The organism is Curtobacterium poinsettiae (assembly GCF_047226435.1).
In the GTDB taxonomy this organism is placed as follows: domain Bacteria; phylum Actinomycetota; class Actinomycetes; order Actinomycetales; family Microbacteriaceae; genus Curtobacterium; species Curtobacterium poinsettiae.
Map to the genome: position 1 here is coordinate 2,180,413 of NZ_CP178434.1, position 23,678 is coordinate 2,204,090.

Consider the following 23,678-nt stretch of genomic DNA (forward strand, 5'->3'; position numbering starts at 1 on the left):
GGCAGGTCACGTGACGCCCTCGGATTCCCTAGATCCGAACGGTGGAACCGACCCGTCGTGTTCGTCCGAAGACCCTAACCCGAGGGGTGATACAGACGATGACATCATCGTTCCCGAGCGGAACCGAGTGCACCCTCACTCGACGACCGCATCCAATCCACGACAGTTCCGGCGCGCGCTCAGTCGCCGCCTCTCGTCCGCGCTCCGCCACGGTCACCCGCCGTGCAGCAGCCCGGTCCGCCGCAGTGCGCCCCGTCGCAGCGACCCCCGTGTTCGCCGACGCCCTCCTCGCAGCATCCGCCTCCGGACCCGGAGGCCGGTGAGTCATGGCACTCACCGGTCGACGTCTCGAGGTCGACCGGATCGCGACCCTCGCAGTGCTCCCACGGGAGTCCGCGATGGTCGTGGTCGGCGACCCTGGTTCCGGACGCAGCAGCGTCCTCGACGCGGTCTCGAACCGCGTTTCCCTGCCCATCGTCCGGGTCGGTGTCAACGGGAGTGAATCCCGCTGGCCACTGGCCGGGGTGACCTCCCTGTTCACCGCGCTGGACGACCCACGAGCCACCGCGCACATCGCCCACCTGCTGCAGGCCGGTGGGACCGCGGCCGCTGTGACGGCCGGACTGGCGGCGGCGCACGACTTCCTCGACGCCGTGCACGCTCTGACCCTGCCGCCGACGCTCGTCCTCATCGACGACCTCGACCGGATGGACACGGAGAGCCAGGAGCTCATCGCGTTCCTCGCCGGACGACTCGCGGGCACCGCCCTGCGCGTCGTGGCGACGGTCCGCTCGGTGCCGTCGGACGGTCCGCTCGCGGCCCTGCCGACCCTGCGCATCGAACCGCTGCCGTCGGACGAGGCCCTGCTCCTCGCCCGGTCCATGGCACCGGCCGAGGCGAACGACGGCGTCCTCGCCGTCCTCGCCGAGGAGACCGGCGGCAACCCCGGCGCACTCCGCGAACAGCTCGCGGTGCTCACCCGGGAGCAACTCACCGGTGCCGAGCCGATCGTGCTCCCGCTCCGCCCCACTCCGACCACCGAGGCCATCGCTGCGCTCGCACTCGAGCCGGCCGCAGGACGCGATCTGGACGTCCTCGCGAAGCTCGCCCTGGTGCCCGTCGCGAAGACCACGGCGTGGGACCGGGACGAGCTGGACGACCTGGTCGGGGCCGGTCTCGCGACCGTCCGCGGGCAGAGCGTCACCGTGCGGCATCCGCTGGTCCGTTCCGCGCTCTACTGGCGGATGCCCGCCCGTGACCGCCGCGCGGCACACGCCGAGCTGGCCACGGCGAGCGCCGAGACCGACCCGCGGTCGGCCGCGTGGCACCGGAGCTTCGTCGACGACGTCCCCGACGTGGTCGCACTGCTGCAGGCCGCACGGTCGTACGTCGTGGACGGTGCCGTGCACGCCGCGATCGCGCTGACCGAGCGTGCCCTGCACATCGGTGGCGGGACCGAGGACGAACACGTCGCGCTCCTCGGGGTCGCGGAGGCCATGCTCGGCAAGCGTCTGCTCGGTTTCGCCGCGCGGTACCTGGCGGCGCTCCGTCCGTTCCGGACGACGCCGAACGAGGTCCGCCGGCTGCGTCTGCAGTACTCGGCCGAGTACCTCAGCGGTGACGCCGTGCACGCGGACGAGTTGCTCGTCCCCGTCGACGCGACCGACCCCACCGAGGTGGACGCCGTCGCCGGACTGATGGCCATGGTGGCGTGCTTCCGCGCCGAGGCGTGGGAGCTCGACCAGGCGAAGGACCTGCTGCACCGGATCGAACCGCTCGAGGCGTCGGCGTCCGCGCACACCCTCGAGATCACGACGACCGCGCGCGAGCTCATCGCCGCGGTGGACGGCGTGCTGCCGCCCGACACCGAGCTGCACGACGGGCTCGCGACGTCGGCGCTCGTGGCGATGTCCGACCCGGCCCTGCTGCTCCTCGCCCACGCGCTGAGCATCGGCGAGCGCTACCGGAGCGCGCGACGGGTGTTCGCACTCGTGCTCGCCCGTGGGCAGGAGTCCGCGGCGGTGTGGAACGAGGCGGCCCGGTACCTGACGTCCGAGAACGAGGTGCGCTCCGGCAACTTCCGGCAGGCGCTCCGCGCGATCGACGTCTGGGAGTCCGGCTCGTCCGTCGCCGAGCGGCTGCGTGAGCCGTCCCGGGCGATCGCCGTCGCGTGGCGGCACTTCGCTGAGGGCCGGTCGGCCGAGGCGCTCGACGTGGTGGACCGGTGCCTCGAGCACCGTTCGACGAGTCGGCTCTGGGGTGCGACGGCGAAGCTGCACGCGCTCCGCGGTAAGGTCCTGCTGCTCGACGGTCGGCTCGACGAGGCAGCGACCGCGCTCGAGGCCGCTGACGCGATCGGCCGGTCGCTCCGGAACCCGGCGGTGCTCCGGCACCTCGGTGACCTGGTCGAGGCGTACGTGCGCCTCGGTCGGATCGACGATGCCCGGACGATCACGGCCCGTCTTGCTGCGGACCACCACGCCCGCCCGGGTCGGTGGGGTGCCCTGGTGCTGGCGCGGAGCCTGGCGCTCGTCGCCGACGACACCACCCGCGAGTCGGCTCGTCGCCGCGCGCTGGAGCTGTTCCAGCCGCACGACTCGCAGTACGAGCGGGCCCGGACGTTCGCGGCGCTGGCCGCGGTCGGCAACCCCGCGGAGCGTCCGCGCCTGGGTGCGGCGGCCGCAGCGGCCTACGAGGCGGCGGGCCTGCGTCGTCCGCTCGTGACCCCGGCGCCGGCTGCGGCGATGCCGCCGTTCGGCACGGGTTCGTCGTCGGTCCGGTCCGCGCCGGTGCTGTCGCCGGTGTTCCCCGGGACGCCGCGCAGCGCGCCGGACGCGTCGGCGGTGCTCACGTCGCTGACCGCCGAGGAGCGCGCGGTGGTGCAGAAGGTCACCGAGGGGTACCGCAACCGTGAGATCGCGTCGTCGCTGTTCATGTCGCAGCGCACGGTGGAACTGCGGCTCACGCAGATCTACCGCAAGGTCGGCGCGCGGTCGCGATCGCACCTGGTCGCGCTCCTCACGTAGGAGACGCCACCACAGGATGAAGGGGAGGCCCGGTACCAGCTGGTACTGGGCCTCCTGTCCGTCTGCGCTCCACGTCTTCACGCAACCGACCTCGCAGGCTCGGTCGGCGCTGGCGCCGCGCGCCGCTGGCGCGTCGCTCCACGCGAAGCGCGCGCGGTTGCGGGAGTCCGCACGCGCCCGCAGGGCGGTGTGCCCCCGCGCGCGGGGAACCGCAAGAGCGGCCGACCGGTGTTGCCGTGGGGTCGGCGGCGGGTGAGGCTTCTCCTGCACCGACCGCCGTGCCCCTCCCCCGGGGCCAGCCCGCGGTACCCCCGTCCGGTACCCGAGCCCCTCGGCCCAACGACACCGACGTCCGTCCTCGCCTGATCCGAGGACGGGCGCCGGTTCCCTCGCCCAGGGGACCCGGACGCGCGGCAGACCCGACGGCGGTCGGTGCAGCCCCACCGCCCCGTTCCACCCACCCTCGCTCCCCCGAAGGGACAACCGATGTGCGGCATCATCGCGGCCCGCGTGTCTGACGACGCGACCCCCTACCTGCTCGACGGACTCGAACGACTCGAGTACCGCGGGTACGACTCCGCCGGCATCGCCGTCCGGACGGCCGTCGGCGGCGCCGAGACGATCCGCTCGGTCTCCCGCGTCGGCGACCTGCGCACGCTCGTCGCGGCCCGTTCCGGCGACGCGCTCACCGGCATCGGCATCGGCCACACCCGCTGGGCCACGCACGGTGCGGTGCGTGAGGCGAACGCACACCCGCACGCCGACTGCACCGGCCGGATCTCGATCGTGCACAACGGCATCATCGAGAACGCGGAGCGGCTGCGGCAGACGCTCGAGGCGCAGGGGCACCGGTTCCGGTCCGACGTCGACTCCGAGGTCATCGCGCACCTGGTCGAGCGGGCCCTGACGGTCGACCCGGACCTGATGCTCGCGGTGCAGATCGCGACGGCGCAGCTCGAGGGGTCGTGGGCGATCGTGGTGCTGGACGCCCGGGACGGCCGGATGGTCGTGGCGGCGGACCGTTCCCCGCTGGTCGTCGCGCGCTCCGGCCGCGGTGACTTCGTGGCGAGCGACATCGGTGCGATCGCCGAGTGGTGCGAGACGTTCGTGGCGCTCCGCGACGGCGACGTCGTCGAGCTCGGCGAAGCCTGGACCTGGTCGTCCGACGGCATCACGGTGCCCGTGCCGTTCCCCACGGCGTCCCCGTTCGCCGCGGCCGCGCTCGACCTCGGTGACCACACCGACCACATGGCCAAGGAGATCGGCGAGCAGGCCGACGTCGTCGCGACGATCCTGGACCGGGTGGCCCGGCGCACCGCCGACGGCAGCATGTGGGTGGGCCTCGGTCTGGCCGGCTTCCACCGGCTGGCGATCGTCGCCTGCGGCACGTCGTTGAACGCCGGTCAGGTGATCGCGACGGCACTGCGCGGGATCGGCGGGGTGCCGACCGACATCGTCGTCGCGAGCGAGGCCGACCAGGCCGTGCTCGGTCCTGGCACCCTGGTCGTCGCGATCAGCCAGTCCGGTGAGACGGCCGACGTGCTCCGCGCCCTGGACCGGTTCGAGGACCGCCACCCGGTGCTCGCGCTGACGAACAACATGCACTCCTCGCTGGCCCGACGAGCGGACGCCGTGCTCGACTGCCACGCCGGTCCGGAGATCGGGGTCGCCGCCACGAAGACGTTCACGGCGCAGGTCGTCGTCGGCGTCGCGGCGATGATCGCCGCGATGGTCGCCTCCGGCCGCATCGAGCCGTCGCACGCCCAGGTGCTCGTCGACGAGCTGCTCGACCTGCCCGCCCGGATCGAGCACGCCGCGCGGGTGTCCGCCGAGCGGATGCCGCTGCTGGCGTCGAGCGTCAAGGAGGCGACCGGATTCCTGTTCCTCGGCCGTGGCACCGGGCTGCCGTACGCAGCCGAGGGCGCCCTGAAGCTCAAGGAGCTCAGCTACCGCTGGGCCGAGGCCTACCCCGCCGGTGAACTCAAGCACGGACCGCTCGCCCTGGTGGACGAGGGCACACCGGTGGTCGTCATCGACCACGGCGAACCGAAGATCCGGTCGGCGATCGCCGAGGTCCGGGCCCGCGGTGGCTTCGTCATCACCATCGGCGGCGAGTCGGCGGACATCCCCGCGCTCGGCCGCCGTGGCACCGGTGGCCTGGCCTGGGGCGCGATGACGGCGCCGTGGGGTCCGCTCGAGGCCGTCGTGCCCCTGCAGATGCTCGCCCGTGAACTCGCCCTGCAGCTCGGGTGCGACGTCGACAAACCCCGGAACCTGGCGAAGTCGGTGACGGTCGAGTAGCCGGGCGCCGACGCGTGAACCGCCTGACGGTGTTCCTCGCCGTCCTCACCGCCCTGGCGATCGCCAGCACCGTGGTCCTGGTCACGGTGGTGCTGACGACCGCCGTGCTCCCCTGACGCCGGTCCCGCAGGATCTTCCTGGGCGGGGCTGCGATGCTGGTGGCTTGACCACCGCAGCCCCGCCCCTCGTCTTCGTCGCGCTCCTCGTCGGAGCCGTCCTGCCGTTCGTGCCGTTCGTCGGCCGTGTGGCACGCATCGCCGCCACCATCGCGCACGAGGTCGGGCACGCGATCGTCGTCGTGCCGTTCGGCGGACGCATCCAGCGCATCGAACTGCACCCGGACGGCTCCGGCGAGGCCTGGGTCCAACTCGGACGGGTGCCCGGCGGCATCCGGTGGCTCGTCCGCATCCTCAACCTGTACGCCGGCTACAGCGCGCCCCTGTGGGCGGGTGTGCTCCTGGTCACCGGGGTGCTGCACGGCTCCCGCTGGCTGCCCGTGGTGGTGCTCGCGGTCATCGGCCTCGTGGCGCTCGCCTTCGTCCGGAACTGGTTCGGCCTGCTCGTCGTGCTCGGCTTCGACGCCCTCGCCCTGTGGGTGGCCGTCCGCCCGTCCGAGGCGACCGTGCTGGTGGTCGCCGCCGTCGGGGCCTTCTTCGTCGTCGACGGCCTGCGGTCGGTGGCGCAGGTCGGTCGCTGGCTGCTCACCGGCGCCCGGGTGCAGACCGACTTCCACATCGCCGCAGCCGAGATGCGGGTGCCGGCGTCGCTGTGGTTCGTGCTGTTCGTCGCCGTGAACGCCGTCGCGGTGTGGCTGGCGCGCGAGCCCCTGCTCCAGGTCTGGGACACCGTCGTCGCCGGGGTCCGCGCGCTCGTCTGAGGGGTGGCGGCCACGTAACCGGGGGCCGCAATCGCCTGTCCGCTCCGAGGGGCTGCGAGGCTACCGCCACACGACCCCCGGAGGTGTCCCATGGCGACCGACGACCACGGCTTCGCGACCGAACAGGTGCACGGCGGCTTCGTGCCCGACGCCGGGCACGGCGCCCGGGTGCCCGCGATCCACATGTCCTCCGGGTTCCTGTTCGACGACTTCGACCAGGCCCGTGACCGCTTCGCCGACACCGACGACGGCTACACCTACACGCGGCTCGGCAACCCCACGAACGCCGACGTCGAGCGTCGCGTGGCGCTGCTCGAACGCGGGGTCCAGGCGATCCTGGTCGGCAGCGGCCAGGCGGCGGCGACCGTGGCGTTCCTCGGTCTGCTGCAGACCGGCGACCACGTCGTCAGCGCCCGGAGCATCTACGAGGGCACCCGCGGACTGCTGCTGCAGAACCTCGGCCGGCTCGGCATCGAGGTCGACTTCGTCACCGACGCCCGCGACCTCGACGCCTGGGCAGCCGCGGTCCGGCCGAACACCAAGGCGTTCTTCGCCGAGACGATCCCCAACCCGACGAACGACGTCCTCGACATCGCCGGCGTCGCCGAGACCGCGCACCACGCCGGGGTCCCGCTGATCGTCGACAACACCCTCGCCACGCCGTACCTGGTGCGCCCGGTCGAGCACGGTGCGGACATCGTCGTGCACTCGGCGTCGAAGTTCCTGTCCGGGCACGGTGCCGGACTCGTCGGGGTGGTCGTCGACGGCGGCCGCTTCGACTGGTCCGCCGCCCCCGAGCGCTGGACGCACCTGACCAGCCCCGAACGGTCCCTCGGCGGCGAGAGCTACGTCGAGCGGTACGGCGACCGGGCGTTCGCCGTGTTCGCCCGCGACGTCGTCGCCGCACGCATCGGTCCGGCGCCGTCCCCGTTCAACGCGTTCCTGCTCCGCCAGGGCATCGAGACGCTGTCGCTACGGGTGGAACGCCACTGCGCGAACGCGCTGGCCGTCGCGTCCTGGCTGGACCAGCAGCCGGAGGTGACGAGCGTCGACCACGCGGGCCTGGCCTCCAGTCCGTTCCACGACCTCGCCCAGCGCTACCTGCCCCGTGGGGCCGGATCCGTCTTCGCCTTCACGCTCGCCGGTGGCGGAGCCGCCGCGCGCGCGTTCATCGACGCCGTGCAGCTGTTCAGCCGGATGACCCACCTGGGCGACGTCCGCTCGCTGATCCTGCACCCGGCGACCACCACCCACGCCGGCCGCACGCCGGAAGAACGCGCCGAGCAGGGCATCGACGACGGCCTGATCCGGCTGTCGGTGGGCATCGAGGAAATCGCGGACCTGCTCCGCGACCTGGAACGCGGGTTCGCCGCCGTGCGGTCCGCAGCGACCACCGGCCTGGAGGCACGTGGAGCGTCCGACGCGCACCGCTCGTCGGTCGATGGGCCGGCCCTCGACCGGCAGGAGCGCTGAATGGCCGAGCTGCAGCACTTCGGGTACTTCTTCTCGCGGGGCTTCGGCCCGCAGGCGTGGGGGCGGTCCGACTGGGACTGGGGCCACGACTGGACGAAGCCGGACCTGTACCAGCAGTCCGTCCGGACACTCGAGCAGGCCGGCATGGACCTGGTCATCGCCGAGGACGCCGTCTCGCTCGGGAACCCCGCGACCCTCGACCTGCGCATCCGGCAGGCGTACGGCGGCCCGAAGCACGACCCGCTGCTGCTCGCCCCGTACCTGTTCGCCGCCACCTCGCACATCGGCATCGCGCCGACCGTCAACGCGGGGATCACCCCGCCGTACCTGGCGGCACGGCAGTTCGCGACCCTGGCACACCTGTCCTCGGACCGCCTGGGGATCAACGTCGTCACCGACGTCGGCAGTGCACGGCACGCCGGCCTGCCGCCGCTGCCCCACGACCAGGCGTACGACCGCGCCGAGGAGTGGATCACGCTGCTCCGCCGACTCTGGCACTCGTGGGGCGACGGGTACGTCGGGGCACCGGACTCCTGGCACTTCGCGGACGGGGACGCCCTCGACGCGTTCCACCACGAGGGCGCCCACTTCACCGCCGACGGGCCGCTCAACGCGTTGCCGCTCGCCTCGGACCCGGTCGTCGTCTCCCCCGGCGGCTCCGGTCGCGGGCTCGCGTTCGCCGGGACCCACTCGGACGTGCAGCTCGCGCTCGCGCCGTTGTCGGCCGCCGCGGTGACGGACTACCGAGCACGGGTGATCGCTGCAGCGGAAGCGGCGGGGCGCTCCGCGTCGGACCTGCGGATCCTGTTCGTGCTCAAGCCGGTGATCGTGTCCTCGCCGGAGGAGGCCGACCGCATCGTCGCGGCGTCCGAGCACCCTTCGGACGACGCGCTGCGTGCGGCGGCCATCGCGTCGTCGAGCGACTCCGAGACCGACCTGCTCGCGCTCGACCTGGACGCCCCGGTACCCGACGGGACCTTCGGCGACCACGTCTCGGCCGGCACGATCCGCGGGCTGCTCGGGGACACCCCGGACGCACCGCTGCGGGAGTTGCTCACTCGCAAGGCACGGCAGGGGCGGATCGCGTCACGCTCGGGGTTCGTGGGGACCGCCGACGAGTTCGCGGACTTCATCGAGGAGCTCGGCAGCGACGCCGACAACGACGGGATCATCTTCTCGGGTGACCTGCACCCGGCGCAGATCCACCGGATGTTCGGCGACCTGGTGCCCGTGCTCCGGCGCCGCGGGCTGCTGCGACGGGACTACGGCGCCGGAGGGATCCGGGCGAACCTGTTCGACTTCTAGCGGGAGCGGCGGCGAGCTACTTCTTCTTGGACTTCTTGTCGTCGTCCTTCTTGGACTGCTTCTTGCCGTCGTCCTTCTTCGACTGCTTCTTCTTGCCGTCGTCCTTCTTCGACTGCTTCTTCTTGTCGCCGTCCTTCTTCGACTGCTTCTTCTTGTCGCCGTCCTGCTTGGACTGCTTCTTCTTGCCGTCGTCCTGCTTCGACTTCGCCTTGCTCGCACCCGTCGGCAGCGGCAGGACGGCCGACACGGCCTCCCGCTCCGCCTGCGAGGCGTCGGCGTCGCCGGGCGCAGCCTCGGTCTCCGGCGACTCCACCCCGTCGATCGGCGCGACGACCACGGCGGAGCCGGTGTCCAGCTCGACGTCGACAGCGTGCTCCTCGAGCACCGGCGCCAGGGCATCGGCGACCCGTTCGACCGTGAGCACCGCGTCCGCCTCGGCGAGTCGGAGCAGCGCCTGTGCGGTCCGCACGCGGGTCGTGGACCGGCGCGCGAGGACGTCGGACCGTGCCCCCTCGAGGAACGTCCGCAGGGCGCGTTCCACGACGGAGCGGCCGCGCGGGGCAGCGCGGTCGAGCCGGTCGAGTTCCCCGGCGACCCCGGAGACGTCGTCGGCGACGTGCTCGTGCCGGACCGACTCGATGAGCGCGGCGATGGCGGCGGCGGCATGTTCCACCCCGGCGGAGCGCTGGTCGAGCACGACGAGCATCTCGACCACCGACCCGTACGTGACGGTCTCGAGCCGCACCGGTTCGGCACCGCGGCCGCGGACGACCAGTCGGGTGTCGGGGTTCGGCAGCCAGGCGGCGAGGGCGGCGACCGTGGCGACGGAGCCCACGATCCGCTCGTACTCGCTGAGCACCACTCGTTCTTGCTCCCGCAGACGGACACGGATCGCGATCTCCTGCACCACGTGCTGACCTCTCGTTCGGGTTCGACGCGAGCATGTTCTGCGCGCCTGCTCCGCAGCGTAGTCCTCGGACGTGGCGGAACAGGAAACGCCCCGGCACTGTCCAGGGGACGGTGCCGGGGCGTTCAGGTGGCTCAGCGTGACAGCGGTTCGTCGTTCGGCGAATGGTGGAGATGGGGGGAATCGAACCCCCGTCCATCGCTGCAATTCGACGTCTTCTACGGGCGTATCCGGATAGTTCGTTCTGCTCGGCCCCGTCCTTTGCTACCGGCTTCTAGGACGACGGGCCCAGTCTCAGTGCAAGTCCCGCACGGCCCTGAGGCGCAACCGTGCAGCAAGTCCTCTGGATGACGTCGGGATCAGGTTAGGGGACGGTCACCTGGCCGACGGACTTCATGTGCTGGGCTGCTTACGCAGCGAGAGCGAAGTCAGTGCGCTTGGAATTGGCACTTGTTGGTTTCCACGGATCGTTAACGAGATAACCGTGGGTCCTCGGCCCGCTTCCCGTCGGCACACAGGCAATGTCGAAACCGATCATCCCCATGCGGGCCGGACGTGCGAACCGCTGTCACGCTGTTGAGTTGCCAATGCCCCGATCGGAGCAGTCCCTCAGTCTAGCCGAGGACGTGCGTCGGCGCTACTCGCCGACACGGTTCCGCGTGCGCATGGCCCGCTCGGCCTCACGCTTGTCGGTCTTCTCGCGCAGGGCCTGGCGCTTGTCGAACTCGCGCTTGCCCTTCGCGACGGCGATCTCGATCTTGGCCCGACCGTCGTGGAAGTAGATCTGCAACGGCACCAAGGTGTAGCCACCCTGCGCCGTCTTGTGCGAGATCTTCACGATCTGCTGCTTGTGCAGGAGCAGCTTGCGCTTCCGTCGGGGCGAGTGGTTGTTCCACGTGCCCTCGGTGTACTCCGGGATGTGCACGGCGTCGATCCAGGCTTCGCCACCGTCGATGAAGGCGTACCCATCGACGAGTGACGCACGCCCCATGCGCAGGGACTTCACCTCGGTGCCGGACAGGACCATGCCTGCTTCGTACGTGTCCTCGATGAGGTAGTCGTGTCGGGCGCGACGGTTCGTCGCGACGATCTTCTCACCGCGTTCCTTCGCCATGACGACTCCTCTCAATGGTGACCGGTGCACTGCGCCGGACGGTTCCGCGCAGCCCTACAGACTACTCAACACGAAGCGGGCGGCGCACCTTCCCGGCGCGCCGCCCGCTGGCGGATGCTGCGCTGCGTCAGACCTTCAGGTACCGACGGATGGCGATCGATGCCGATGCCGCTGCGAGGAGCACCCCGATCACGATCACCGCGGGGACCACGATGGCCGCGTCCCCCATGCCGATGAACGCCGTGCCGGTGAAGCGCTCCGCCAGGAAGTTCCGGACGAAGAACCACACCACGGCGGTGATCGCGCCGCCGGCCAGGACGGCTCCGATGGCTGCGGCGATCACCCCCTCGAGCACGAACGGTGTCTGGATGAACCGGTTCGACGCACCCACGAGTCGCATGATGCCGAGCTCTCGCCGTCGACTGAACGCCGACAACCGGATCGTCGTCGCGATGAGCAGCACGGCCGCCACGAGCATGAGCCCCGCGATGCCGATCGCCGTGTACGACGATGCGTTGAGCAGGTTGAAGATCGGTTGCAGGTACCCGCGTTGGTCGACGACGCTCTGCACGCCGGCGACCTTCGACAGGCTTTCGACCAGGACATCGGCCTGCGACGGGTTCTTCAGGTTGACCCAGAAGGTCTCGTTCAGGTACTCCGGCTTGACGAACTCCGTCGCGGCCGAGTCCTTGAACTGCTCCTTGAACCGGGTGAAGGCCTGGTCCTGGTTCTCGTAGTAGGTCTTCTCGATGTAGGGCTTGAGCGTCGACGACTCGAGTTGCGCCTGGACCTGTTCGCGCTGGTCCGCGGTGGCCTTCGCGCCGGTGCAGTTGCCCGTGGTGTCGGTGTCGGTGCACAGGTAGACGGCGACCTGCGCCCGGTCGTACCAGTACCCCTTCATCTGGTTGATCTGCATCTGCAGCAGGATCGCGGTACCGACGAAGGTCAGTGAGATGAAGGTCACGAGGACGACGGAGACGACCATCGACGCGTTGCGCCGCAGGCCCGAGCCGACCTCGGACATGACGAGTCCGAGCCTCATCGGATGAGCCCCGGGATCGTCTGGATGCCGGTGGTGTTGGACACGGTGCCTCGCTGGATCGGGACGGCCTGGGTCTGGTAGCCGCCGGACTGCTCGTCACGCAGGACGGTGCCGTTCGAGAGCTCGATGACCCGCCGCTGCATCTGGTTCACGATGCTGGCGTCGTGCGTCGCCATCAGCACGGTGGTGCCTCCCTGGTTGATGCGTTCGAGGAGCGCCATGATGCCGGCGGACGTGGTGGGGTCCAGGTTTCCGGTGGGCTCGTCGGCCAGCAGGATCGCCGGCTTGTTCACGACGGCGCGGGCAATGGCCACACGCTGCTGCTCACCACCGGAGAGTTCGTGCGGCATGCGGGTGGCCTTGCCGGCGAGTCCGACGAGCTTCAGCACGTCGGTCACGGCTTCACTGATGAAGCCCTTGCTCTTGCCGATGACCTGCAGCGAGAACGCCACGTTGTCGAACACGTTCTTGTTCGGCAGCAGACGGAAGTCCTGGAACACCACGCCGAGGTTGCGTCGGAAGTACGGGACCTTCCGCGACGCCAGGGACCCGAGGCGCTGCCCGAGCACGTGGATCTGCCCGCTGGTGGGCTTCTCCTCCTTGAGCACGAGGCGCAGGAAGCTGGACTTGCCGGAACCGGACGCGCCCACGAGGAACACGAACTCACCCTTGAGGATCTCGAGGGTGAGGTTGTCGAGCGCCGGACTCGGGTTGCCCGAGTAGACCTTGGTGACCTGGTCGAATTTGATCATGACCGGATCAGGGTAGGTCGCCCCGCTTGGAAAGCAAGCGAGGCGCGCGGCTCACGGCCCCCTAGTCGGCGACGGATTGCTTGCGCCAGCGGATGCCGGCGTTGATGAAGCCGTCCAGATCGCCGTCGAACACGGCTGAGGGGTTGTTCACCTCGTGCTCCGTCCGGAGGTCCTTGACCATCTGGTACGGCGCCAGGACGTACGAGCGGATCTGGTCGCCCCAGCTCGCCGTGATGTTGCCGGCGAGCTCCTTCTTCTTCGCGTTCTCCTCTTCCTTCTTCAGCAGGAGCAGGCGCGACTGCAGCACGCGCATGGCGGCTGCGCGGTTCTGGATCTGTGACTTCTCGTTCTGCATCGAGACCACGGTGCCGGTCGGGATGTGCGTCAGCCGCACCGCCGAGTCGGTCGTGTTGACGGACTGTCCGCCGGGGCCCGACGAGCGGAACACGTCGACACGGATGTCGTTCTCGGGGATGTCGATGACGGCGGTCTCCGGCATGAGCGGGATGACCTCGACCGCGGCGAAGGACGTCTGGCGCTTGCCGGCGGCGCCGAACGGCGACATCCGGACCAGGCGGTGGGTGCCGGCCTCGACCGACAGCGTGCCGAACGCGTGCGGGGCGTCGATCTCGAACGTCGCGGACTTGATGCCCGCTTCTTCGGCGTAGGAGGTGTCCATCACGGTGGTCTTGAAGTTGTGCTGCTCGGCGTACCGGAGGTACATGCGGAGGAGCATCTCGGCGAAGTCCGCCGCGTCGACACCACCGGCGCCGGCACGGATCGTGATGACGGCCGGACGGTCGTCGTACTCGCCGTCGAGGAGCGTCTGCACCTCGAAGTCGCCGATCATCTTCTGGATCGCCTTGAGCTCGGCGAGGGCTTCGTCGGCCGACTCCTGGTCGTCGCCCTCGTTCGCCATCTCGACCAGCACCTCGAGGTCGTCGATGCGCTGCTCGGTGTCGGTGATCTTCTTCAGCTCCGACTGCCGGTGCGAGAGCGAGCTCGTCACCTGCTGCGCGTGGTCGACGTCGTCCCAGAGGTCCTGGGCCCCGGCCTGCTCGCTGAGGTCGGCGATCTCACGCTGCAGGCGGTCGACGTCGACCACCGAGCGGATGTTGCCGAAGGTCTCGCGAAGGGCGGAGAGCTGCTCGGTGAAGTCCAGTTCGACCATGGTCATCGATCCTACCGGCGCGAGTCCGACTCGGCCGACCGGGGGTCAGTAGTCGATGTGCTCCGTCCGTCCCGACGACAGGGCACGAGTGGCCGCCTCGGCGATGGCCTGGGCCCTGAGCCCGTCCTCCAGGGAGACCGGCGGCTCGGATCCGGACTCGAGCGACGCGACGAAGGCGGCGAGCGTCGCGGCGTAGGTGGGCTGCACACGCTCGAACCAGCCGTCGTGGAGTCCGTCCGCGACGATCTGCCCATCGGTGTAACGAGCGACGTTCCCGCGGTGGTTCCGCCGTGACTCGACGAGCCCGGACGACCCCATGACCTCGATGCGCTCGTCGTACCCGTAGCCGGTGCGTCGGACGCTGTCGATCTGCACGAGCGCGCCGGAGGGCATCGTGAGGGTCGTGACCGACGTGTCCACGTCGCCGAACTCCCGGATGGCCGGGTCGACGAGCGCGGAACCCGCCACCGCGACCGTCACCGGGTCCTCGCCGGTGATCCACCGCACGAGGTCGAAGAAGTGCACGGTCTGGTCACGAAGCTGTCCGCCCGAGACCCGCAGGTAGTCGAGCGGCGGCAGGGACGGACCGCGGGAACTGAGCTGGACGAGCTCGACCGCCCCGATCTCCCCCGCGGCGACGATGCGCTGCAGCTCGGCGTGGTCGCGGTCCCATCGCCGGTTGAAGTCGAGCATCGCCGGCACGCCGCTGGCACGCACGTGCTCCACCACCGCGACCGCGTCGGCGTACCCGGCAGCGATGGGTTTCTCGCAGAGCACGGCGATCCCAGCGTCGGCGGCAGCGTGCAGGTGCTGCGCGTGGGTGTCGGTGGAGGAAGCGACGAAGACCGCGTCGACCTGCGCCGCGTCGAACGCCTCGTCCTGGGTGAGCACCCGCGTGCCGTGCCGTGCCGCCAGCGATGCAGCGCGGTCACGGTCGACGTCGTGGATCCCCAGGAACTCGACGTCGGGATGCGCTGCGAGGGACGCGGCGTGCACGGCGCCGATGAAGCCGGCACCGACGAGTGCGAAGCGTTGCGTCATGATCAGCCCACCAGGATCGCGGTCAGGTCGTGCATGGTGCGTGCGACGACGGCGGGATCCTGTTCGTTCGCCCGGTCGGAGAACATCTCGGTGACCCACCATCCGTCGTACCCGGTGGCCTTGATCGCGTCGACCCACTGCTGCAGCGGGATCGCACCGCCACCGATGACGACGTTCCGGTGGACGGCTTGGTCGGGAACCGTCCGGTCGCGGTCCAGGTCGAACCCGTCCGACAGGTGGACGGCCTTGATGACCGACGCGGGCAGCGCTCGGACCTCGGCCAGCGTGTCCCCGGTCGTCCAGAAGTGCCAGGTGTCGAGTGCGATGCCGACGTTGTCGCGCCCGGCCTCCTCGATGATGTCCAGCGCGTGCCGGCATCGGTTGAGGTGCGCCCACGCGAGGGGCTCCAGGTAGACCTCGAGTCCGTGGTCCGCGGCGATGTCCGCCGCCAGACGGACGTTCGCTCCGGTGATGCGGACCGCTGCGTCCTCGTCGAGCCCCAGCGTCGCCCGGTACCGGGTGTCGTCGTCGGCCAGGCGGCCCGCACGGTGATCACGGACGACCGCGGAATCGACCGGCCCGGTGCACAGCTGCACGATGGGCGCCCCGACGGCGGTCGCCACACCGCACATGCGCTCGACCTCCGCCACGAAGTCGTCGCGACCGGCACCCTGACGCTCGATGTCGAGCACCGCACCGAGCCCCGTCACTTCGAGCCCCTCGAGCAGCGGCGGCAGCGTCCGGATGTCGTAGCCGGCGTCGAGGTACCGGTAGAGCTTCGGGCTCTGCAGCTCGATCCCGCCGTACCCGGCTTCCCTCGCCAGTCGGATGTCCTGGACGACGTTGCCGTGGAACGTCGTCGTGACGTTCATGGAGATCTTCGGGGGCATCTGCGCTCGCTTCGTTGGACAGAAATGGAATGAACTGGACCGGTCCAGAATAGGACTAGCCTGCATCCATGTCGAGACCGCACCACGCCCCGACCATCCGGGACGTCGCCGAGCACGCCGGGGTCTCGAAGTCGCTGGTCTCGCTCGCGCTCCGCGGCGACCCAGGGGTCAGTGACGCTCGTCGCGCGGCCGTCGAACGAGCAGTCGCCGAACTCGGCTACCGACCGAACCGCGCAGCCAGGAGCCTCGGTGAGCAGCGGACGGGCACCGTCGGCGTGCTGCTGAACGACCTGCGGAACCCCTGGTTCGTCGACCTGCTCGCCGGCCTGACCGCCACACTCGACACCGTCGGGCTGGCACCCATCCTGGTCGACTCGGCGACCACCCGGCGCGTGGGCGGCTCCCCCGTGGACATGCTCCTGCGACAACAGGTCGACGGGATCGTCGTGGTCGGCACCACCGAGGACGACGCCGCGCTCCGACGGGCCGCCCAGGAGATCCCGGTGGTCCTCGCCGGGACCTACGAGCCTGACGACCTGCACACCGACGTGGTCGTGAACGACGACCACGCCGGCGCGTCGATCGCGACCGAGCACCTCCTCGCACTCGGGCACACGCGGATCGGTCACCTCGTCGGCCCCGGGCGCGTCGGGGAGCTCCGCGAGCAGGGTTTCCGCACGACGATGACCCGCCACGGTGCCGACGCCGTCGTGGTACCGGCCGGCATGAGCGAGGAGAGCGGGTACGCGGCGGCCCGACGAGTCCTGGCCACGGCTGACCGTCCGACAGCGCTCGTCGCCTACAACGACCTCGTCGCCATCGGCGCGTTGTCCGCGGCCGACGACCTGGGCCTGGCCGTCCCGGACGACGTGTCGCTCGTCGGCTACGACGACACGTACCTCGGCAGCATCCGGCACATCTCGCTGACCACGGTCGACAACGGGACCTTCGCGATCGGGGCCCAGGCCGCACGCTGGCTCGGGGAACGCGTGCACGGCCGAACGCCGGAGCCGCGCGTGCACCGAGTGCCGGTGTCACTGGTGGTGCGGCGCACGACGAGCAGTCCGAGACCGACGGCCGACGACCGCTGACGACGGACGCGCCGACCGTGCGGTGTCCCAGCGCGCCCGCCTGTCCGGCGCGCTGGGAAACAGCCGACCGGGAGGCCCGGCGCAGGTCCGTCACACCGGTCACGGTGACGTCGACCGGGGGCCTGCCACCCGCGTCCGCCCGCGGCGCGACACGCCGGCGGACGCCGCTGTGTCAGGATCGCGTCGCTGGCGACACTCCTGAGGTGAGAGGGGGCAACCGTGGATGACGGCGCCAACGCCGACGCAGCACTGAGGCGTCGACTCGCGAACGGCGAACGTGAGGCGTTGGCTGACGCGTTCGATCGGTACGCGGCCGCCCTGACCCGCTTCGCATGGGCCCTGGCCTCCAGCAGCGAGGACGCCGAACGGATCGTGCAGGACACCTTCCTCACGCTCTGGCAGCACGGCGGAACGCTCCGCCTGGCGACCGACGCCCTGCTGCCCTGGCTGCTCGTCGCGTGCCGCGACCACGCGCGCCGCCCCGGCACGGGTGACGGCGACACCGCAGGCACCGACGCGGACGATGCCCGCGTCGGACTGCGCTGGGTCCGCGACGAGATCGATGCGCTGGCACCCGTCGACCGCCGCCTCTGCGAAGCCTGCCTCGTCGACGGACGCTCCTACGCGGACGCCGCCGAGGCCCTCGGCCTCACCGTCGACGCTGCTCCCCGCGGTGCAGCCCGATCCCGTGCCCGACTGCAGCAGGCGGTGATGCACGATGAACACTGAGCCTCCCTCCGGCGACGACCTGCAGCGCATGCTCGTCGCGATGAAGCGCACCGTGCTCACCCGCGCGACCGAACAGCGCCCTGCGCCGCGCCGACGTGGTCGCCGCGCCGCGATCGTCATCGGTGTCGTCGCCCTGCTCGGCCTCGGGATCACCGGTGGCGGCGTCGCACTCGGCGTGATCCCGCAGCCGTTCCCCGCCGACCCCGCCCCCGTCTCCGCGCCGGGGCCCAGCGAACCGGCCACGACCAGCACCCCGGAGTCCGCTCCGGTCCAGGAGACCCCGGAGCCCACAGCCCCACCGACACGATCCACTGCCCCGACCCCGAGCAAGGGCCCCTTCGCGCTCGACGACCCGTCCTCGTGGACCATCTCGGGCGACGAGGTCGGTCCGATCGCGCTCGGCGGCGCCACGGAGGCGGAGAGCGACGACCTCGCGCAGGCGTACCGTCTGGTGCCCTCGACGCCGAGCACGTGCACGGCTCCGGGAACGTGGGCGCGCGACGGCAGCCCGACGCTGCGGATCATCGAGGAGGACGACCGCGTGACCGGGGTCCTGATCGGCGCTGAGGGTGACTCTGCCCGGACGACGACGGCGGGGCCGACGACCGCCGCAGGGATCGGTGTGGGGTCGAGCTCCGATGCACTCCGGGCCGCGTACCCGTCACTCACGGAACGGATCTCGACACCGGACGGATCCTGGTCGCGGTGGGACGTCCAGCTGCCCGGCGCCCTCGTCTCGTTCCAACTCGGCGAGGGCGGGGCGAACGTCGAATCGGTGTGGGTCAGCGCCGAGCAGAACCTGCCCACCGCGGTCTGCGACCTCTGAGCGTCGAGGCACCCGGACCGGACCGGCCGGTCATCCACTGAGCGCGGAGACACGACTGAACAGGTCTTGTACATGTACGCTCATGGCATGCCGATCACCTCGAAGCGACGTCTCGTCGCCGACGCGCTCCGCGACGAGATCGCGACGGGGCGGTACCGAGCCGGCGAGCGCCTGCCCGGCGAGCACGACCTGGCCGTGCGCTTCGCCGTCAGTCGTGGCACCGTCCGAGCTGCCCTCGCCGACCTCGCAGACGACGAGTACATCGCCACCCGGGGTGGGGTCGGCTCGGTCGTCACGTTCGACGGCGCCTCCCTCGACCCCCGCGGCGGCTGGGCACGGTCCATCGCCGCTTCCGGGACCGAGGTGTCGACCCGCACCCTGCGCATCGAGCGGTTCGAGGACACAGCGCTCCAGACCGAGGTCGATGCCGCCAGCGCGACGTTCGTGGCGGTCGACCGGCTCCGTGTCGTCGTCGGTGGCAGTCCGGTGTCCCTGGAGCGCAGCGTCGTGCCGCACCTGGGGCGCCTGGCGTCCGCGACCACCGACGGACTCGTCGACGGCTCCCTGACGGCCACGATCGCCGAGACCGGTCTGGTGCCGGCGAGCGCCGAGCAGTGGATCGACGTCGTGCCGCTCGACATCGACGACGCGGCCCTGCTCGACCGCACCGCGGGCACGCCGTTCCTGCGCAGCCGACGCATCGCACGCACGGCCGAAGGCGCGTTCGTCGAGCGCGTCGACAGCCTCCTCGACCCCGACCGCTTCCGACTGCACATGCGCTTCGGGACCACGTCACGACCCCACGACAGGACACCGTGAACCAGCACCGCCACCGAGACCACGCCCTCGCTGCACTGACGGGCCTGGCGATCGGCGACGCCCTCGGCATGCCGACCCAGTCGATGTCCCGCGCGCAGATCCTCGCCGACCACGGGGCCATCGCCGGGTTCGCCGACGCCGGACCGCACCAGCGCATCGCCACCGGCATGCCGGCTGGCACGATCACCGACGACACCGAACAGGCCCTGATGCTCGCCGAGCTGCTGCTCGAGGGCAACGGACGACTGGACCCGGTCCGCTTCGCCGAGGCGCTCATCGCCTGGGAGCGCGGGATGGAGGCGAAGGGCTCGCTCGACCTGCTCGGCCCGAGCACGAAGACCGCGGTGCAGCGGATCCTCGACGGCGTCCCCGCGTCCGAGGCGGGCTCGACCGGCACGACGAACGGGGCCGCGATGCGGATCACACCGGTCGGCGTCGCCGTGCCCTCGAACGACCTGGTCCGCTTGGTCGACGCCGTCCAGGACGCCAGCCGCGTCACGCACGACACCGGACTCGGCATCGCCGGAGCGAGCGCGATCGCCGGGGCCGTGAGCGCCGGCATCGACGGGGCGACGCGGTCCGGAGCGCTCGACGCCGCGGTCGCCGCCGCCACGATCGGCGCGGAGCGCGGCCACTGGGTCGCCGGTGCGGACATCGCTGCGAGGACGACGTGGGCGCGTGAGCACCTGCCGACCGTGCCCGCGTCCGCGCAGATCGACACGATCACGCGGCTCATCGGCACGAGCGTGGCCAGCCAGGAGTCCGTCGTCGCCGCACTCGCCCTCGTCGCCCTCGACCTCGACCCGTGGCAGACCCTCTGCGCAGCGGCTGCACTCGGCGGCGACACCGACACGATCGCCGCGATGGCCGGTGCGGTGCTCGGCGCCGTCCACGGGCCGGATGCCTGGCCCGCCGATGCCGTCGCCACCGTGACCACGGTCAACGACCTCCGGCTCGACCGGGTCGTCGACGGACTCCTCACCCTCCGCGCGGGCAGCTGACCCGCCTCCCCCCTCCCCCACGCTGTGGCGTCGCCTGGACAGGCCGACGCACGGTTTCGCGCACCACCCTTCCGACGACGTAAGAGGAACCGAACCATGTCCCACACGCCCACCACGCTCAGCAGCGGCACGCTGACGACGATCGAGCAGCGGGGCATCGAGCCCGTGCCCCACGACGAACGGACCGGTACGCCCGGCGCGCTGTTCTGGGTCTGGTTCGCCGCGAACATCTCCATCCTCGGTCTTCCGCTCGGTGCGACCCTGGTCGCGTTCCAGGGCCTGACCATCTGGCAGGCGTTGCTCGTCGCGGTGATCGGCGCCGCAGGGTCCTTCGCGGTCGTCGGCGTGATCTCCGTCGCCGGCCGCCGCGGCGGTGCTCCGGGTCTGACCCTCAGCCGAGCGGTGTTCGGCGTCCGCGGGAACATCGGGCCGACGTTCGTGTCGCTGCTGTCGCGGCTCGGCTGGGAGACGGTGAACACCACGACGGCGGCGTTCGTGCTCCTGTCGCTGTTCACGATCCTGTTCGGGACGGGCGGTGACGCGAAGGCGAACCCGGTGTTGACGATCGTCGCGATCCTGGTGTTCGTCGTCGCCACGGTGCTGGTCTCCGGCCTCGGGCACGCGTTCATCGTCGCCGTCCAGAAGTGGGCGACGTGGGTGTTCGGTGCGCTCAACGTGTTCGTCGCGGTCTTCCTCGTGCTGCGCGTCGACTGGGACGTCGTCGGGTCCCAGCCCGCGGGCCCCGTCGCCGCGATGGTCATCGGCATCGGCACGATCGCAGCCGGTACCGGCATCGGTTGGGCCACGGCCGGAGCGGACATCGCCCGCTACACCCGCACCTCGTCGAAGGCCGGCGCGCTCATCGTGTCGAGTGCCGCCGGTGCGGGCATCCCGCTCGTCGTCCTGGTCGGCCTCGGCGCGCTCGTCTCCGCCGGAGACCCGACGCTGGCGCAGGCCGGTGACCCGGTCGCTGCGATCCGCGACCTGCTGCCGAGCTGGATGGCGATCCCGTACCTCATCGCGGCGTTCGGTGGCCTGCTGCTGTCGAACCACCTGTCCGTGTACTCGGCGAGCCTCACCACGCTGACCCTCGGCATCAAGGTCCCGCGCGTGTGGGCGGTCGCGGTCGACGTGGTCGTCACCACACTCGGCGCGATGTACTTCATGCTCGTCGCCGACGGTTTCTACGCCCCGTTCATCACGTTCATCTCCGTCCTCGCCGTCCCGATCACCGCGTGGCTCGGCGTCTTCACCGCCGACATGGTCCGGCGGCGCTGGTACGACCCGGCGGCGCTCCTCGACCTGCGCGCTGGCGGCCGGTACTGGTACCGCGGTGGTGTCGCCTGGGGTGCCCTTGCCGCCTGGATCGTCGCGATCGTGATCGGCTTCCTGTTCACCGAGGTGCAGGTCGGTGACGCGGACCCCGTCTTCGTCGGTGCGTTCTCCGCGACCTGGATCGGCGCGAACGGACTCGGCTGGGTGATCACGTTCATCGTCGCTGCCGCGGTCTACCTGCTGACCGGCGGAGCACGCGGCCGGCTCACCGAGCACGAGCCGGCCACCACCACGGACGCCGGGGCGCGCGCCTGATGCCCCGCCTCGTCTCGGTCGGCAACGTCATCGTCGACATCGTCATGCGCGTCGACGCGATCCCGGCTCCGGGCGGCGACGTCATCGCCTCCGCGTCGGAGATCACCGCGGGCGGCGGCCTGAACACGATGGTCGCCGCTGTCCGGGACGGACTCGACGTCGCGTTCGGGGGGCAGTACGGCAGCGGGCCGTTCGGCGACGTGGTGCGTCGCGCGCTCGCCACGTCCGGCGTGGACGTCCTGCAGCCCGGTCTCGACGACGTCGACAGCGGGTACTGCGTCGCACTCGTGGACGCCTCGACGGAGCGGACCTTCGTCACGAGCGTCGGCGCAGAGGGGCAGCTCGGCCGCGCCGACCTCGACCGGATCGCCCTCGTCGCCGACGACACCGTGTTCGTGTCCGGCTACGGCCTCGCGCACGCCGTCAACGGGCGAGCGATCGCCGACTGGCTCGGGGGTGTCCCCGACTCAGTCCGCGTCGTCCTGGACCCGTCGCCGCTGGTCGACACGCTGCCCCCGGCGGTGCTCGGCCCCGTCATGGCGCGTGCGGACGTGGTCAGCGCCAACGGACGGGAGGCGCGACTCATGGCTCCCACGTCCGCGGGACTCCCCGAGGCGGTCACCACGATCGCCGCGGCCGCCCGCGGGACCGCCCTGGTGCGCGACGGCGCAGCCGGCTGCTGGGTCGTCGAGCCCGGTGCCTCCCCCGTGCTGGTCCCCGGCTTCCGGGTCGTCGCGGTGGACTCCAACGGTGCGGGAGACGCCCACGGCGGAGTGCTCGTCGCTGCGCTGTCCCGTGGTGCGTCGCTCGTCGAGGCCGTCCGCCGGGCGAACGCCGCGGCGGCCCTCGCGGTCACCAGGAACGGTCCGGCGACAGCGCCGACCGCAGCCGAGACGGACGCGCTCCTCGCCCGGCTGGTGTGACGCGTCGACACGGGTTCCCGGGGGCGGCCGTGCGCTCGATCGGCTACCCGGGACGCCGGTGCGACCGGGAGACGGCGTACCGCCGGAGCCGCACTCCCTCACGCCGTTCGATCGACGACAGGACCGCGTCGTAGTGCTCCAGGACCCGGATGGACCCGGCGTTGTCATCGCGGCAGAGCGCGATCACGGGGTCGATCCCGACTCGCGAGGCGTGGGCGAGCACCTGGCCCAGCGCCCACGTCGCCACGCCGCGGCCCCGTGCTGACGGGCGGATCCCGTACCCGACGTGGCCGAACCGGTGCACGCCGGCGGTGTCTCCCGGAGCCCGGAGTGCGATCCCGCCAAGGACACGGCCGTCCTCGACGATCCACCAGAGCGCGCCGCGCCTGGCGTGCACTCGGCCGACCCAGGTGCGGAACCCGTCCTCGTCACTGACGTCGTCGTGCGCCGTGATCCCGAACCCGGCCTCGTGCAGACCCGGCCCCCACTCGGCATGCGCTTCAGCCCACGCCTCGTACAACGCCGTCTGCGGTCGCACCAACTCGAGCATGTCCAAGTATCACAACGATGCGGGTCGGTCGCGAGGCCCTCGTGGAGATCGCGTCGAGGACGGTCCTGTCGGATCACCATCGGGCCGTGGCTGGAACAGGTCTGCTCGCAGTGAGCATCGCGGTCTTGCTGGGCACCGTCGCGATCGTCCTGTGGCGCGTGCGGAACCCGGCCTGGGTGCGTGACGCTCGGCTCGCCCAGAACGCCAGTCCCGTGTCCAGTCTGCTCATGCTCGCCTTCGGTGCAGTCGT

The 23,678-nt window shown here is 71.2% G+C and carries 20 protein-coding genes and 1 other RNA gene; 12 read left to right on the top strand and 9 right to left on the bottom strand.

Translation table 11 applies throughout. From position 1 onward, the window contains the following. Positions 1–326: 326 nt before the first annotated feature. The 5 genes from ACL00U_RS10260 to ACL00U_RS10280 all read left to right on the top strand — a co-directional run bounded on the left by ACL00U_RS10260 (position 327) and on the right by ACL00U_RS10280 (position 8,982). Positions 327–3,026, top strand: coding sequence for a LuxR C-terminal-related transcriptional regulator (locus ACL00U_RS10260; RefSeq protein ID WP_412873362.1), 2,700 nt, complete (start codon positions 327–329; stop codon positions 3,024–3,026). Positions 3,027–3,512: 486 nt separating this feature from the next. Then, entirely contained in the window at positions 3,513–5,327 is a 1,815-nt protein-coding gene (gene glmS, locus ACL00U_RS10265; RefSeq protein WP_017888207.1) for a glutamine--fructose-6-phosphate transaminase (isomerizing), read from the top strand. 163 nt (positions 5,328–5,490) lie between these two features. Next, positions 5,491–6,204 (top strand): M50 family metallopeptidase, encoded by a 714-nt coding sequence (locus ACL00U_RS10270; protein WP_412873363.1) that lies wholly within the window; start codon positions 5,491–5,493, stop codon positions 6,202–6,204. A 90-nt stretch (positions 6,205–6,294) separates the two neighbouring features. Beyond that, positions 6,295–7,677 (top strand): O-acetylhomoserine aminocarboxypropyltransferase/cysteine synthase family protein, encoded by a 1,383-nt coding sequence (locus ACL00U_RS10275; RefSeq protein ID WP_412873364.1) that lies wholly within the window; start codon positions 6,295–6,297, stop codon positions 7,675–7,677. Next, positions 7,678–8,982 carry an LLM class flavin-dependent oxidoreductase gene (locus ACL00U_RS10280; RefSeq protein ID WP_412873365.1) on the top strand — a complete coding sequence of 435 codons (1,305 nt, stop codon included), beginning with the start codon at positions 7,678–7,680 and terminating at the stop codon, positions 8,980–8,982. 16 nt (positions 8,983–8,998) lie between these two features. Here the strand turns inward: ACL00U_RS10280 and ACL00U_RS10285 are convergent, their stop codons facing one another. The 8 genes from ACL00U_RS10285 to ACL00U_RS10320 form a co-directional block, all read right to left on the bottom strand. After that, positions 8,999–9,892, bottom strand: coding sequence for a hypothetical protein (locus tag ACL00U_RS10285; RefSeq protein ID WP_412873366.1), 894 nt, complete (start codon positions 9,890–9,892; stop codon positions 8,999–9,001). Positions 9,893–10,054: 162 nt separating this feature from the next. Beyond that, positions 10,055–10,431: a transfer-messenger RNA gene (gene ssrA / locus ACL00U_RS10290) on the bottom strand. 95 nt (positions 10,432–10,526) lie between these two features. Then, positions 10,527–11,003: an SsrA-binding protein SmpB gene (gene smpB / locus ACL00U_RS10295; RefSeq protein ID WP_017888213.1), complete on the bottom strand. Its 477-nt coding sequence runs from the start codon at positions 11,001–11,003 to the stop codon at positions 10,527–10,529. Positions 11,004–11,130: 127 nt separating this feature from the next. Then, complete coding sequence (gene ftsX / locus ACL00U_RS10300) at positions 11,131–12,045, bottom strand: permease-like cell division protein FtsX (RefSeq protein WP_017888214.1); 915 nt, start codon at positions 12,043–12,045, stop codon at positions 11,131–11,133. Beyond that, positions 12,042–12,797: a cell division ATP-binding protein FtsE gene (gene ftsE, locus ACL00U_RS10305; protein ID WP_017888215.1), complete on the bottom strand. Its 756-nt coding sequence runs from the start codon at positions 12,795–12,797 to the stop codon at positions 12,042–12,044. The genes ftsX and ftsE overlap by 4 nt, the downstream gene beginning before the upstream one ends. Positions 12,798–12,858: 61 nt before the next feature. Continuing rightward, positions 12,859–13,968, bottom strand: coding sequence for a peptide chain release factor 2 (gene prfB, locus ACL00U_RS10310; RefSeq protein WP_017888216.1), 1,110 nt, complete (start codon positions 13,966–13,968; stop codon positions 12,859–12,861). A 45-nt stretch (positions 13,969–14,013) separates the two neighbouring features. After that, positions 14,014–15,009, bottom strand: coding sequence for a Gfo/Idh/MocA family oxidoreductase (locus ACL00U_RS10315; RefSeq protein WP_412873367.1), 996 nt, complete (start codon positions 15,007–15,009; stop codon positions 14,014–14,016). 2 nt (positions 15,010–15,011) lie between these two features. After that, the gene (locus ACL00U_RS10320; protein WP_056068922.1) at positions 15,012–15,899 is read right to left on the bottom strand and encodes a sugar phosphate isomerase/epimerase family protein; all 888 of its coding nucleotides are present in this window, start codon (positions 15,897–15,899) and stop codon (positions 15,012–15,014) included. A 68-nt stretch (positions 15,900–15,967) separates the two neighbouring features. Here ACL00U_RS10320 and ACL00U_RS10325 point away from each other — a divergent pair, with 68 nt between their 5' ends. The 7 genes from ACL00U_RS10325 to ACL00U_RS10355 all read left to right on the top strand — a co-directional run bounded on the left by ACL00U_RS10325 (position 15,968) and on the right by ACL00U_RS10355 (position 22,878). Beyond that, the gene (locus ACL00U_RS10325; protein ID WP_017888219.1) at positions 15,968–16,990 is read left to right on the top strand and encodes a LacI family DNA-binding transcriptional regulator; all 1,023 of its coding nucleotides are present in this window, start codon (positions 15,968–15,970) and stop codon (positions 16,988–16,990) included. A gap of 285 nt (positions 16,991–17,275) precedes the next feature. After that, a complete protein-coding gene (locus ACL00U_RS10330) occupies positions 17,276–17,719 on the top strand; it encodes an RNA polymerase sigma factor (RefSeq protein WP_231564090.1) in 444 nt (147 codons plus the stop codon). Continuing rightward, positions 17,709–18,545 carry a hypothetical protein gene (locus ACL00U_RS10335; protein WP_412873368.1) on the top strand — a complete coding sequence of 279 codons (837 nt, stop codon included), beginning with the start codon at positions 17,709–17,711 and terminating at the stop codon, positions 18,543–18,545. The genes ACL00U_RS10330 and ACL00U_RS10335 overlap by 11 nt, the downstream gene beginning before the upstream one ends. 87 nt (positions 18,546–18,632) lie before the next feature. Next, on the top strand, positions 18,633–19,364 hold the full coding sequence (locus ACL00U_RS10340) for a GntR family transcriptional regulator (RefSeq protein WP_412873369.1): 732 nt from the start codon (positions 18,633–18,635) through the stop codon (positions 19,362–19,364). Continuing rightward, on the top strand, positions 19,361–20,365 hold the full coding sequence (locus ACL00U_RS10345) for an ADP-ribosylglycohydrolase family protein (protein ID WP_056068931.1): 1,005 nt from the start codon (positions 19,361–19,363) through the stop codon (positions 20,363–20,365). Before ACL00U_RS10340 ends, ACL00U_RS10345 begins: the two co-directional genes overlap by 4 nt. Before the next feature lie 96 nt (positions 20,366–20,461). Continuing rightward, positions 20,462–21,955 (top strand): purine-cytosine permease family protein, encoded by a 1,494-nt coding sequence (locus ACL00U_RS10350; protein ID WP_259552729.1) that lies wholly within the window; start codon positions 20,462–20,464, stop codon positions 21,953–21,955. Next, positions 21,955–22,878 carry a PfkB family carbohydrate kinase gene (locus ACL00U_RS10355; RefSeq protein WP_259552730.1) on the top strand — a complete coding sequence of 308 codons (924 nt, stop codon included), beginning with the start codon at positions 21,955–21,957 and terminating at the stop codon, positions 22,876–22,878. The genes ACL00U_RS10350 and ACL00U_RS10355 overlap by 1 nt, the downstream gene beginning before the upstream one ends. Before the next feature lie 43 nt (positions 22,879–22,921). Here the strand turns inward: ACL00U_RS10355 and ACL00U_RS10360 are convergent, their stop codons facing one another. Next, complete coding sequence (locus ACL00U_RS10360) at positions 22,922–23,416, bottom strand: GNAT family N-acetyltransferase (RefSeq protein WP_412873370.1); 495 nt, start codon at positions 23,414–23,416, stop codon at positions 22,922–22,924. Between the last annotated feature and the right edge of the window lie 262 nt (positions 23,417–23,678).